This is a genomic window from Paenibacillus sp. FSL R5-0744, from assembly GCF_037972555.1.
Classification (GTDB): domain Bacteria; phylum Bacillota; class Bacilli; order Paenibacillales; family Paenibacillaceae; genus Paenibacillus_AQ.
Genome location: NZ_CP150228.1, coordinates 5,435,605 through 5,448,696, shown reverse-complemented (window position 1 = coordinate 5,448,696; position 13,092 = coordinate 5,435,605). Strand labels below are relative to the sequence as shown.

Here is a 13,092-nt window from a genome sequence, read left to right as displayed (position 1 = left end):
GGATAGGGATGGAGTCGCAATCAGTAATGCTGCGGGACCTCCCCCATGAAGAACGACCAAGAGAGCGCATGATGCATTATGGGGCGGAATCATTAAGTCAAGCGGAGTTGTTAGCCATTCTGCTGCGTACGGGAACACGCCGTGAATCGGCTATTCATATTGCACAGCAGATGCTGGGGAAAATCGGTGGCCTGCGTGGGCTAGTTGACCTTAGCATCGAAGAACTGACCGAAATCAAAGGTATCGGCCCTGCCAAGGCCGTGCAACTAAAAGCAGGCATCGAACTTGGAAGGCGCCTTGCGAACTCCAGGTTTAACATGCCAGTCATTATCCGTTGTCCTGAGGACGCTGCGGAGATACTGACTGAGCAATTGCGTTATCTGCAGAAGGAGCATTTTGTCTGCTTGTTTCTGAATACGAAGAATCATGTGATAGGACAAGAAACGTTGTCTATGGGCAGTCTTAATGCTTCGATTGTTCATCCTCGTGAGGTATTCCGAGCAGCTATAAAATGTAGTAGTGCCTCTATCATATGCGCACATAATCATCCTAGTGGTGATCCAACGCCTAGTCCTGAGGATATCTCCTTGACCTCAAGACTGCTTCAGGCAGGCGAGATTGTCGGGATTGACGTGTTAGATCATCTAATTATCGGTGATAGCAGCTTTGTAAGCTTGAAAGAAAAAGGACACATGTAATATAAATGTGAAGATTTACTTAGGAAAAGGAGAATTAGCATGTTGGGTAGTTTTACGAAAGATTTAGGAATTGACTTGGGGACAGCGAATACGCTTGTCTATGTACGCGGTAAGGGGATCGTTGTAAGAGAGCCTTCCGTTGTAGCCATTAACACTGACACTAAGACGATTGAAGCCGTGGGTGAATCCGCTAAAAAGATGATCGGTCGTACACCGGGAAACATTCGTGCGATCCGTCCGATGAAGGATGGCGTTATCGCTGATTTTGACACAACGGCTACGATGATAAAATATTTTATTCGTCAAGCACAGAAACAACGTTCTATGTTCCAACGTCACCCTAATGTAATGGTCTGCGTACCATCCGGCATTACTGCTGTAGAGCAACGTGCTGTAGAAGATGCTACTAGACAAGCTGGTGCTCGCGAAGCTTACATTATCGAGGAACCTTTTGCTGCAGCGATTGGTGCAGATCTACCGGTATGGGAGCCAACAGGAAGTATGGTTGTTGATATCGGCGGAGGTACTACTGAAGTTGCTGTAATTTCACTCGGCGGTATTGTTACTAGTCGTTCCGTACGTGTTGCGGGTGATGAAGCGGATGAGTCCATCATTCAGTACATCAAACGTCAGTACAATCTGATGATTGGTGAACGTACTTCGGAACAGCTTAAAATGGATGTAGGTTCTGCCTTGCCACTTGAGAAAGCTGAGACTATGGAAATTCGCGGACGCGATCTCGTTACAGGCCTGCCAAAGACGCTTACAATTACTTCTGATGAGATCTGTGAAGCATTGTCCGATACAGTGAGTTCTATTATTGAAGCTGTTAAAGTAACTTTGGAAAAATGTCCACCGGAGCTCGCAGCAGATATTATGGATCGCGGGATTGTCTTGACAGGTGGAGGCGCCTTGCTTCGTAACTTGGATAAACTGCTTGCGCGTGAAACTGGAATGCCAGTTATTGTCGCTGAGAACCCTCTGGATTGTGTAGCGATTGGAACAGGAAAGGCGCTTGATAATATCCATTTGTTCAAGAGTCGCAGCAGTTCCAGTCTTCGCTCTAAGAGATAAGCCTATGTATTGCCACTTGTGTACGTCAACCCCTGTTATGGGAGAAATACTGTTGTTAGAGGGTGTTGAAACTGTTTAAACTCTTAAGCAATAAACGTCTGTTTATTCTGTTGATTACACTGGTGCTGTTCATTGTGGTGATGGGCTTCAGCTTGGCATCAAGGAGTTCCTTGTCCTGGCCGGAGAACTTTCTTAGAGATACTACTGGTTTCGTGCAAAAAATGTTCTACAAGCCCGCTGGATATGTAGCGGGCTTGTTTGAAGATATCGGAAATCTGAAAGATCTTTCTAAGGAAAATGAGCAGCTGAAGATTCTAGCCGCCCAATATGCACGTGATAAAGCGCAATACAATTTCATTCAGGTAGAAAATGAGCAGTTAAAGGAACAGTTGAAGTTCACGAAAGCTCAGGAGGAATTGTATAAATATCAATACCATATTGCACAGGTGGTTAGTCAGACAACAGAACCAAGCAATAGTACGATTGTAATCGATTTAGGTGCTAAAGATGGCGTTCGACCAAATATGTCTGTGATCTCGGTTGATGGATTAGTAGGTGTTATTAGTCAAGTCAGCAATTTCACCTCTACGGTGAAGCTGATGACCATGATGGATACGAATGACCCTAATTCTCAGCCGCCAATTGCGGCAACCGCTATTAACAAAGAGGGCAAAACCTTTGGTATGATTGAAAGCTATGATCCGAAGACAAACAAGTTATTGATGAACAAGATCCCGCCAGGTGATCCTATTGCGCCGAAGGATGTTATCGTTTCTTCTGGTATTGGGGGATTGTATCCGCGAGGATTGACCATCGGTACCGTTGAAAGCGTTGAGGTTGGTGAATTTGGATTAACCTCCACAGCAGTGATTAAGCCTTCAGCAGAATTTCAAGACTGGAAGCAGCTGATTGTTGTTTTTACGGAGGAGCGTGCTGAATAGTGAATATGCGCAGATCTGTTCTTGTTCTGTTACTGTTCCTCTTGTTCATTCTGGAGGGAACCATTCTGCCTTGGCTGATTCCAGATGTATGGCAGATGCGAATTATTCCGAATCTAGTGTTCGTTGTGCTATTGTTCGTGGCTGTATATCATCATCGTCATACAGCGCTTATACTGGGCCTAACTTTCGGACTATTACATGATGTCGTTTTTTATGGCAGAATTCTAGGAGCACATTCTTTTGCGATGGGTCTGTCGGCTTATTTAATTGGCCTTCTGTTTCAGATTCCGCGTGCGCCACTGCCTCTTATGATGACTGTGATTCTGCTCGGAAGCTTGCTAGAGGATAGTGTGTTATTTGGTATTTATAGTGTATTCAATCTCAATCAGGAGCCTTATAGCTGGGCTATTTTGAATCATATGCTACCAACGATGCTCTTTCATTTTGCTATTGCTCTGATCCTCTACATACCGTTACGACGCCAGCTTGAGCTGATCAAGAAAGAGAAGAGTACGGAAGAAGCGGCATAAAGAAGCTTCTATTTTCTTTCTTAATAAAGCAGGAATTTAAGGGGCCCGGCACGAATGAATGAGGATAGGGGGCCAGGCATATGACAGTAAAATCCAAGCATGTAAGGATTAAGGGCATCAAGGATGGCCTGATATTCCTGCTAGACGACAAGTGTCCCTTCGAAGATCTTCTGAGCGAGCTTCGCTATAAGTTGGAGCACAGCCATCAAAATATTTTGACTGGACCAATTGTCCATGTAGATATTAAGCTGGGCAATCGTCCCGTAACTGAGGAAGATAAGGAAGCTGTGCTGGAGATTCTGAAGGGACAGGGAAATCTACTGATTCGTTCCATAGAGGCGCTTCCAGTGCCCGGCAGTGAGGATAATGACGCGTTGTTTCTTATGAGCGGGATTCTTCGTTCCGGTCAGGTGCTGCACCATGATGGAAATCTTTTATATCTGGGGGATGTGAACCCAGGAGGAACTATTACCTGTTCAGGCGATATCTATATTCTAGGATCACTTAGAGGTATGGCGCATGCTGGAGTAGATGGAAATGAAGAGGCGATTATCGCTGCTTCATTAATGTCTCCGACACAACTGCGAATTGCTGATATTATCAGTCGTCCTCCCGATGAGTGGGAAACCCGAGAAAGCAGTATGGAGTTTGCATATTTAACGAACGGAGCTATGCAAATCGATAAAATTCATAATCTAGTCAAAGTACGTCAGGATTTAAATGTGTTTAAAGGGGTGTAGCCTCCATGGGAGAAGCGATAGTCGTAACCTCGGGCAAAGGCGGAGTTGGCAAAACAACCACAACAGCCAATATTGGAACCGCACTTGCACTGCAGGGTAAAAAAGTATGTCTCGTCGATACCGACATTGGACTGCGTAATCTGGATGTAGTAATGGGGCTTGAGAATCGTATTATTTATGATCTTGTGGATGTAGCGGAGGGTCGTTGTCGCCTAAATCAAGCACTCGTTAAAGACAAACGCTTTGATGAGTTGTATATGTTGCCCGCAGCTCAAACGAAGGATAAAACGTCCGTCACTCCTGAACAAGTAAAAGATATTATTCTCGAACTGAAGAAGGAATATGAATATATTTTGATTGATTGTCCAGCAGGGATTGAACATGGCTTCCGCAATGCGATTGCCGGTGCGGATAAAGCGATCGTGGTTACCACACCAGAGCATGCTGCTGTGCGGGATGCGGATCGTATTATCGGACTGCTTGAGCAGTCACACGTCGAATCGCCAAAGCTGGTGGTAAATCGTATTCGCCCAGGTCTTGTGAAGTCTGGGGATATGCTTGATATTGAGGATATTTTACAGGTGTTGAATATTGATCTTATCGGAATTGTTCCGGATGATGAACTGGTCATTAAGGCCGCAAATAGTGGAGAGCCTACAGTTATGAATCCCGATTCGTCAGCAGCTATTGCCTACCGCAATATTGCTCGTAGAATTTTAGGTGATGCTGTGCCGCTAATGCAGCTTGATCGGAAACCGGGAGCATTTAAGAAGTTCAAGAAATTTTTCGGTATGGCTTAATTCTGCAAAATATAAGAAAGATAAGTTTCACACAATACTTTATGTCTTATATTTCTCGCTAAAACGCTTACCGTCCTTATAAGGACGCCGAATGCGTTTTTGCTTGCCAAGCAATCTTACTATAGAAGCATTAACGGTCCCACCACTAGAGAAATCTATGGGTGGGATTTATTTATTTAGTGGTATTTAAGTGCTCCACCTTGGGCGGGCTTGTTCTAAAGAGACTTCCGTGCTTCATAAAATGGAAGTAAAACAAGCCCGTCCGGAGGGATAAACATGGATCTCAAATCAGATATCAAGAATCGCCGCAAGGAGCGTATCCGTAGTTTGCTGGAGGAAATCCCGAATATAGAAACAGCAGAGGTGCCTCCGTTATTCGTTATGCCCGAAAAGAGTACGAGCTTCAAGGAGTGGGGTACGGGGTTTAAGAAAAATGAGGAGCAATCATCTATAGAGCCTGATCCGGAAGTGATGTGGAAAGAGAGACGGGGTGGCTGGGAGGAACCAGGAGGAGGAGGTTCTAAATTTTCTTCCGGTTTTATTCGACGGGTTATAGCCAGTGTGCTTGTGTTTGGAGCGGTGTGGGGAGTTTTTACAGTTCACCAGCCATGGTCCTATAAAGTCCAAGCCTTTATTAGTGATGCCTTGAGTAATGACATGGATTTCACAGCAGTGCGGGTCTGGTATGAGGAGAATTTTAATGGTGCACCGGCGTTCATACCGATATTTGGTGACAAAGACGAACCTGCTCAAAAGGCAGCAGCTCAACATGAGCTTAGTGCTCCGGTAGCTGGAAGCATTGTGGAGCCCTTTGCTTCCACGCTAAAAGGTGTAGAAATTATGCCTCAAATCGATTCAACCTCAAATGTGACGGTGAAGAGTATAGACATGGGACGTGTTCTTTCCATTTCCAAAGAATTGGACGGTGGCATTCGAATTGCAGTTCAACATTCTGGAGGAATCATAGCAGAATACGGACATTTAAATGGCACTAAGCTGGAGATTGATGACTGGATTCAGAGTGGAGATGAACTCGGGTGGATGCTGGAGAAAGAGGGCTCCTCAGCTCCAACGCTATTCTTTGCAGTGATGAAAGACAAGACTTATATTGATCCTACAGAAGTGGTATCGTTTGATTAGGATCTTAGGGATCGATCTGTCACTACATCCATTGTTCGTAATCATTATGTTGTTCTCTGTACTCACAGGACAATTTCTGGAGTTGCTAACTTTATTTACGATCGTCCTCATTCATGAAATAGGACATGTGGTGGCTGCCCTTTTAGTTGGTGTTACAGTCAAATCGGTTCAGCTTCTTCCGTTTGGCGGAGTTGCGGTTATTGAGGATCATGGGCGGCTCACCGCTAGTCGTGAGATTGGTATTGCACTTGCCGGTCCGCTGCAAAATGGAATCATGATTGTTATGGCTCTTGGGCTTCAGCAAGCAGGTTATGGTAATCAGGAGTTTTTAATCTATTTTATAAATGCTAATGCCATTATTGCGCTCTTTAATCTTTTGCCTGTTCTGCCACTTGACGGAGGCAAAGTACTTCAGGCTACAGTTAGTTTATTTCTTCCTTATTACTATACTTTGCTATGGAGCGGACGAGTGAGTGTTGCTGCAAGCATTTTTGTGATTGTTTATGCGCTATTGCCTCTTGGAGCAGGTGGAGGCTTGAGGCTGAACATGGTTATGATCGGTGCTTTTTTATTGTATTCAAATCTCACGGATCATCGGAATTTACCGTACCGATTTGTTGCTTTTTTGATGAATAGGGAGGCGGTTTATGAGTATCATTTGCGGACAGGAAGTGTGGCTCGTCCAATTGTTGCCTTATCTGCGAAACCTTTAGATGCTATATTGCGTCTATTTAAACGTAATCAATATCATTTTATCTATGTATTAAACGGCGAAGGAAATGTTGTTGCTGTTGTGCCGGAACAGCGCTTAATATCTACCTACTTCGGAATGTAGTGTATTTATGCAGAGCGTGAGAAGGGATGAATGAATGAACGAAACCAGAGGTGAAGCCATGAAACAGATGATCGTTCACTGCACGCAGCACATTACCCGAATGGCTCTTCTGGAGAACGGAAGGCTTGTGGAGTACGCGGCTGAACGCGATCAGCAGCAAGGGCTGGTCGGAAGTTATTATAAAGGCCGTGTGATTAACGTACTTCCAGGTATGCAGGCTGCTTTTGTTGACATTGGACAGAAGAAGAATGCTTTTTTATATGTTGATGATGTATTGCACCCTCATTTGGATAGACAGCCGGATGTGAAGCCTTCTATCGAGACGCTTTTGCAGCCGGGTCAGGATATTGTTGTACAAGTAAGAAAAGAGCCTAGTGGCGGCAAAGGTGCGCGTGTAACGACCCATTATACATTGCCCGGTCGCTGGATGGTGTACATGCCTTTTGCCGATTATGTTGGGGTATCCAAAAAAATAAGTCGCGATGCAGAACGTAGCCGGCTCAAAGGAATTGGTGAACGTCTGCGAATGAAAGAAGAGGGGGTTATTATGCGGACCGTCTCTCAGGATGAGCCGCATGAAGCAGTGGAGGGTGATCTTTCATTTTTACGTGCGCAATGGGATAACATTACACGTCGGGCACAAACTGCAGAAGCCCCAGCTCTACTTCATCGTGATCTTAGTATTGTTCAGCGCTTTATAAGAGATGCTTTTAATCCACAGCGTGATCAGTTGATTATAGATTCTCCAGTTGCAGTTAAAGAAGCCAAGGCATTTCTGGATGACATGGCACCTGATGGGTACAAGCCTGTGAGTTTATATAATGGACCGGAGTCCATTTTTACAGCTTATGGGGTTCAGGAACAGCTGCACAAGAGCTTCAGTCGCAAGATCACTCTGGAGGGCGGAGCGACAATGATCTGGGATGAGACGGAGGCGCTCACCGTTATTGACGTGAACACCGCGCAATACATTGGAGGAGCATCCCTTGAAGAGACGGTGACGAATACTAATTTGCTTGCAGCAGAGGAGATTGGTCGTCTGATCCGTTTGCGAGATACGGGCGGAATTATTATTGTTGATTTTATTGATATGGAAGAAGAGATACACCGTAAAATGGTTACCGAGCGGCTGGAGAAAGTGATCTGCAAGGATCGAACTAAAACCCATATTCTCGGTTGGACAAGACTTGGACTCCTCGAGATGACTCGGAAGAAGGCAAGGCATGATTCAGCCAGCTTCGCACCTATCCTTTGTCAGTGCTGCGGAGGGACTGGGAAAGTTGGAGAATGGATGGAATGAGTTGACGATGGGCGATAAGTATGATAATATCTTCAAGTATGTGTTTGATTGATTCAGTCCTGCACATGCTGTAACCGCTCCGATCGGGTACATAAGTGCAGTTCCCACGGGAATCTGCCACCTAGACTAGGCGAGTCTGAGACATGAGGAGGTGCAAGTAAAATGTATGCAATTATCGAAACTGGCGGTAAACAATACAAAGTCCAAGAGGGCGATGTTTTGTTCATTGAGAAGTTGGAAGCTGAAGACGGCGCAAGTGTAACTTTTGACCGTGTATTGGCTGTTTCTAACGAAGGTGGTCTGACTGCAGGAACTCCGCTCGTAAGCGGCGCGTCTGTAACAGCTAAAGTCGAGAAACATGGTAAAGGCGCTAAGGTTGTAGTTTACAAATACAAACCTAAGAAGAACTACCACAAGAAACAAGGCCATCGTCAACCGTACACGAAAGTAACTATCGAGAAGATTCAAGCGTAAGAAGGTGCGTGAATGATTAACGTACGGATTACACGATCTTCGGATCTAGGAACTATCGTTGGCTTTGAGGTAAAAGGGCACGCGGGTTATGCAAAGCGTGGCGAAGATATCGTATGTGCCGGTGTTTCGGCCGTAACGGTTGGAACCGTCAATTCGATTGAGACTTTGACCGGAATCTCCATGGATACATCCATGAAGAACGGATTCCTAAGTGGAACATTAGGTTCCATTGATGATTTCGATACTTCCGCGAAGGTGCAATTGCTGCTTGAATCCATGGTCGTGATGCTAAATGATATCGCAGAATCATACGGAAAGTATCTTCAAATAGAGCAAGTAAATATTTAAAGAAGGAGGTTGACAACATGTTGAAATTGAATCTTCAATTGTTCGCATCGAAAAAAGGTGTAGGTTCCACAAAAAACGGACGGGATTCCCATTCCAAACGTCTTGGCGTGAAACGTGCTGACGGTCAAGCAGTAACCGGCGGTAACATCTTGGTTCGTCAACGCGGAACAAAAATTCACCCAGGCACTAACGTAGGCATCGGTAAAGATGATACGTTGTTCGCATTGGTGGATGGCGTAGTGAAGTTCGAACGTTGGGGCCGCGATCGCAAAAAAGTGAGCGTATACCCAGTTGATGTCGCTCCGGTAGCAGCGGCACTGGAAGCGTAAGCTTACGGAACCATATTTGCATGTAGAAGCCTCCGGCATGAGTGCCGGAGGCTTTTTTGTAGAATATTCAGAAGCGTTTGTGGATACCTCTTTGAGCACTTTAGAAATGTATACCTTCAGAGTTTTAAGAAAACATAAACATCCTTAGACATATGTGAAATCTCACGGTTATCTCTGGTGAACTACAGGGAACTGCTGTGTTATACTAGGAAATGGTAATTGATGAGGGTAATAATCTAAACGAAGTCATGAATTTTGCGAACTGAGGGACGGGGAGAAAGAATGAAATCCTGGAAAAGTGCAATCTGGGCAGTCATGTTATCCGTAATGCTTCCTTTAGGACTCGTGTATTGGCATACCTCCCTTTTGACGTGTTTGTTGCTTGGAATTTGGGTAGCAGCAACGGTTGCTTTCAGTTTGATTTGGAATCAGCGTCATTGGGAACGGGAGCTGCGTATACAAGAGAACACTCTGCAACAGGCGGCGATTCGGACACTGAATCATCATCGTCATGATTGGATGAATGATTTGCAGATTCTTTACGGATATATTCAGCTTGGAAAGCCTGATAAATCCGTGGAGTGTGTGGAAAGAATAAAGGAACGCATAGCGCTTGATAGTCGTATCGCGAAGCTGGGCATTCCTTCATTGGTCTTCTATATCCAATCTTTCCGAACTTACCGGACTAGTCTGGAACTGGAAGTTCAAGTGGAGGAAGGATTGCAACTGGAGGAGAAGCTAAACCGGGAAGCAGGAGATGAGCTGACTTCAGTGATCATGCAGACCGTACGAGCTTATCAATATAACGGACTGGCTCCTCAGGGTGAAACGCGCAAGCTGCGTCTTGGCTTTATTCAGGATGGAGGAGACATTCTTATCTCCTTCGAAGGTGAGGGAGAGCATGGCAATCCCGAGCAGCTCAAAGGGCAAATTTATAATATAGTACAAGGGAAAATCATGAAAGCGGAGCAGTTTAAGCCCAGCAAGGCTTATGTAGAGCTGCGTTTGCCGCTTGAAATGTGAGGAAGGTGAACATTAATGTTCGTAGATAAAGCTAAGATTTATGTTAAGGGCGGAGACGGCGGGGATGGTATCGTTGCGTTTCGCCGGGAAAAGTATGTACCGGATGGTGGTCCAGCAGGTGGTGACGGTGGCCGTGGTGGCGACGTTATCTTCCGCGTAGATGAGGGCTTGCGTACGCTGATGGATTTCCGTTATCAACGCCATTTTAAAGCGGACAAAGGGATTAAAGGACGTAACAGAAGTCAGCATGGGGCGAACGCTGATCATATGATCGTGCGGATTCCACCTGGAACCATGTTAATTGACGATGATACTCAAGAGATCATCGCCGATTTGACTCGTCATGGTCAGCAAGTTGTTGTTGCCCGTGGGGGTCGTGGGGGTCGTGGGAATGCTCGTTTTGCAACAGCAGCTAATAAGGCTCCAGAGCTAGCAGAGAACGGTGAAGAAGGTCAAGAGCGGTATATTGTCATGGAACTTAAGGTTATGGCTGATGTGGGACTTGTAGGCTTCCCGAGTGTGGGCAAATCTACGCTACTGTCGGTCGTATCCGCAGCTCAACCAAAGATTGGTGCATACCATTTCACTACGATTACACCGAACTTAGGTGTAGTAGATGTTGGGGATGGACGAAGCTTTGTAATGGCGGATCTGCCAGGATTAATTGAGGGAGCTAGTGAAGGCATAGGGCTTGGTCATGAATTCCTGCGTCACGTTGAACGTACACGGATCATTATTCACGTAGTGGATATGTCTGGTTCAGAGGGACGTGATCCCTTCGAGGATTGGGTTCTCATTAATGACGAGCTGAAGCAATATAATGCGGCTCTAATTGATCGTCCTCAAATCGTGGCCGCGAATAAAATGGATATGCCAGAGTCAGAGGAGAATCTCATCGCTTTCCGAGAACGCGTAGCTGAGCTGCGTCCGGATCTTGAGGTTATGCCAATCTCCTCGCTTACCCGTCAGGGTGTTCAGGAACTGTTATATCGTGCAACGGATATTCTTGATAGTATTCCGGTGGCACCGGTAGTTGAAGAAGTATCAGGAACAACTGAACGTAAGGTTTATAAGCTAGAAGCGGAAGATAATAACTCGTTCACCATTACACGTGATAATGAAACATATGTGGTCAACAGCCCTCGTATCGAGAAAATGTTGAAACGTATGCAGCTTAGCACACATGATGCGATTCTAAAGCTCGCCCGGACATTGCGACATATGGGTGTAGATGCAGAGCTTCGTAAACGTGGAGCTGTAGAGGGGACTATTGTCCGTATTGGTGAGTTCGAATTCGAGTTCGTAGAGAATAGCAGTTACTATTAATATTTAGCTGATTACAAAGCGCGACTTGTGTTCTCCTGTAGAGGAAGACACAAGCCGCGCTTTTTTTATTTCCATATCGAGTATATTTTTTTCGTGAAAAGAACCCAAATCACGATATATATCGTATACAATTAATATCGAAATACACAATTTCCCATCCGGGAACGCATACGTTATTCATATATCATAGATGATGAAAGAGGGAATAGCAGATGGCAATTATAGAAGTGGTGAAGTACGACGGTCCTCCGGGGATTTTCGCATGGAAATATCCTAACCAAGAGCTAGGGACATGGACTCAGCTAATCGTTAATGAATCTCAGGAAGCGATCCTATTCAAGGGCGGACAAGCGCTTGATTCCTTTACGGCAGGGCGGCACACCCTGAGCACCGCCAATATTCCTATTTTATCTAATATCGTTAATCTTCCTTTCGGTGGGAAGTCGCCGTTCACAGCAGAAGTATGGTATGTGAACAAGACCAATTCGATGAATGTTAAATGGGGAACCAGCGCACCTTTACAACTCCAGGATCCTAAATACAAAATTATGATTTCTGTTCGTTCCTTCGGACAGTTTGGTGTAAAGGTTGATAATCCGCGCAAATTTTTGTTGCAGCTTGTTGGAACGCTTCCTCAGTTTGATCACGATACGCTCGTGAATTATTTCCGCGGGTTGCTTATGTCAAATATAAATGAACTGATCTCATCCTACCTTGTACATAAGCAAATCAGTATACTGGAGATTAATGCCTATGTTGCAGAGATCTCAAAGCATATCCAGGGGCGGCTAGCATCAACTTTTCTGGATAATGGACTTGAGCTGAATAATTTCTATATTGATTCCATTAATATTCCTGATGATGATCCGGCAACGATTCGATTAAAGGAAGCTTTAGCTAAAAAAGCAGAAATGGATATTATCGGCTTCAACTATCAGCAGGAGCGCGGCTTTAACACGATGGAAAAAGCAGCAGGTAATCCTGGTAATCTTGGAGTAGGCATGATGAACACCGGGATGGGGCTTGGACTTGGTATGGGATTCGCTGGACCGGCTATGGATATGGTGAATCGTATGACCCGAGGGATGAGTTTTGATTCAGGGACTACAGTTGTGCGCCAAGAGCGCTCCTGTTCGAAGTGTGGGGTTATGAATTCTGTTGAGGGAAGGTTCTGCAGTGGCTGTGGGCATGCTCTGGAGAGCATTCAGCAAAGCGCATCGTCCGGAAACAAGATCAATTGTTTGGAATGTGGACATGAATTGAAAGCAGGAGCCAAGTTCTGTCCTGGTTGTGGCAATCCTTATCGTGCTTGTCCAACCTGTGGAGCAGATAATCCTGAGGGTGCATCTTCCTGTGTCTCTTGTGGAAAAGAAATGCCTAAAGCCTGTGGTAAATGTGGAGAAATGGTATCACCAGGGGTGAAATTCTGTCCTCACTGTGGAGATAGCTTGGTTATTAAATGCGGAGGTTGTGGGCATGAGCTGAAGCCTGGACAGAAATTTTGTGCAGAGTGTGGAACAAAAGCAGGCTGAAG

15 protein-coding genes and 1 other annotated feature are annotated in these 13,092 nt (G+C 45.2%); all 15 genes read left to right on the top strand.

Translation table 11 applies throughout. From position 1 onward, the window contains the following. Window positions 1–8 precede the first annotated feature (8 nt). The 15 genes from radC (at window position 9) to MKY19_RS24080 (ending at window position 13,090) form a co-directional block, all read left to right on the top strand. The gene (gene radC / locus MKY19_RS24150; RefSeq protein WP_042191176.1) at window positions 9–698 is read left to right on the top strand and encodes a DNA repair protein RadC; all 690 of its coding nucleotides are present in this window, start codon (window positions 9–11) and stop codon (window positions 696–698) included. A 39-nt stretch (window positions 699–737) separates the two neighbouring features. Continuing rightward, window positions 738–1,772, top strand: coding sequence for a rod shape-determining protein (locus MKY19_RS24145; protein WP_042191174.1), 1,035 nt, complete (start codon window positions 738–740; stop codon window positions 1,770–1,772). 62 nt (window positions 1,773–1,834) lie between these two features. Further along, window positions 1,835–2,713, top strand: coding sequence for a rod shape-determining protein MreC (gene mreC, locus MKY19_RS24140; RefSeq protein ID WP_042191173.1), 879 nt, complete (start codon window positions 1,835–1,837; stop codon window positions 2,711–2,713). Next, window positions 2,713–3,243 carry a rod shape-determining protein MreD gene (mreD, locus tag MKY19_RS24135; protein ID WP_081383060.1) on the top strand — a complete coding sequence of 177 codons (531 nt, stop codon included), beginning with the start codon at window positions 2,713–2,715 and terminating at the stop codon, window positions 3,241–3,243. The genes mreC and mreD overlap by 1 nt, the downstream gene beginning before the upstream one ends. Before the next feature lie 80 nt (window positions 3,244–3,323). Continuing rightward, a complete protein-coding gene (gene minC / locus MKY19_RS24130; protein ID WP_042191171.1) occupies window positions 3,324–3,983 on the top strand; it encodes a septum site-determining protein MinC in 660 nt (219 codons plus the stop codon). 5 nt (window positions 3,984–3,988) lie between these two features. Beyond that, complete coding sequence (gene minD / locus MKY19_RS24125; RefSeq protein WP_042130573.1) at window positions 3,989–4,783, top strand: septum site-determining protein MinD; 795 nt, start codon at window positions 3,989–3,991, stop codon at window positions 4,781–4,783. A 276-nt stretch (window positions 4,784–5,059) separates the two neighbouring features. Further along, complete coding sequence (locus tag MKY19_RS24120; RefSeq protein ID WP_339798186.1) at window positions 5,060–5,923, top strand: M23 family metallopeptidase; 864 nt, start codon at window positions 5,060–5,062, stop codon at window positions 5,921–5,923. Next, window positions 5,916–6,758 (top strand): M50 family metallopeptidase, encoded by an 843-nt coding sequence (locus MKY19_RS24115; RefSeq protein ID WP_339798184.1) that lies wholly within the window; start codon window positions 5,916–5,918, stop codon window positions 6,756–6,758. Before MKY19_RS24120 ends, MKY19_RS24115 begins: the two co-directional genes overlap by 8 nt. A 58-nt stretch (window positions 6,759–6,816) precedes the next feature. Next, on the top strand, window positions 6,817–8,058 hold the full coding sequence (locus tag MKY19_RS24110) for an Rne/Rng family ribonuclease (protein ID WP_042194404.1): 1,242 nt from the start codon (window positions 6,817–6,819) through the stop codon (window positions 8,056–8,058). 62 nt (window positions 8,059–8,120) lie between these two features. Next, window positions 8,121–8,206 (top strand) — a sequence feature (ribosomal protein L21 leader region). 14 nt (window positions 8,207–8,220) lie between these two features. Then, window positions 8,221–8,532 (top strand): 50S ribosomal protein L21, encoded by a 312-nt coding sequence (gene rplU, locus MKY19_RS24105; protein ID WP_042130566.1) that lies wholly within the window; start codon window positions 8,221–8,223, stop codon window positions 8,530–8,532. Between the two features lie 12 nt (window positions 8,533–8,544). Beyond that, window positions 8,545–8,880 carry a ribosomal-processing cysteine protease Prp gene (locus tag MKY19_RS24100; RefSeq protein ID WP_042191166.1) on the top strand — a complete coding sequence of 112 codons (336 nt, stop codon included), beginning with the start codon at window positions 8,545–8,547 and terminating at the stop codon, window positions 8,878–8,880. A gap of 17 nt (window positions 8,881–8,897) precedes the next feature. Beyond that, window positions 8,898–9,209 carry a 50S ribosomal protein L27 gene (rpmA, locus tag MKY19_RS24095; protein ID WP_042130564.1) on the top strand — a complete coding sequence of 104 codons (312 nt, stop codon included), beginning with the start codon at window positions 8,898–8,900 and terminating at the stop codon, window positions 9,207–9,209. A gap of 282 nt (window positions 9,210–9,491) precedes the next feature. Continuing rightward, window positions 9,492–10,232, top strand: a complete 741-nt coding sequence (locus MKY19_RS24090) for a Spo0B domain-containing protein (protein ID WP_076300740.1) — start codon at window positions 9,492–9,494, stop codon at window positions 10,230–10,232. 15 nt (window positions 10,233–10,247) lie between these two features. Beyond that, window positions 10,248–11,558: a GTPase ObgE gene (gene obgE, locus MKY19_RS24085; RefSeq protein ID WP_042191162.1), complete on the top strand. Its 1,311-nt coding sequence runs from the start codon at window positions 10,248–10,250 to the stop codon at window positions 11,556–11,558. 212 nt (window positions 11,559–11,770) lie between these two features. Next, window positions 11,771–13,090 (top strand): SPFH domain-containing protein, encoded by a 1,320-nt coding sequence (locus tag MKY19_RS24080; protein WP_042191160.1) that lies wholly within the window; start codon window positions 11,771–11,773, stop codon window positions 13,088–13,090. Window positions 13,091–13,092 lie beyond the last annotated feature (2 nt).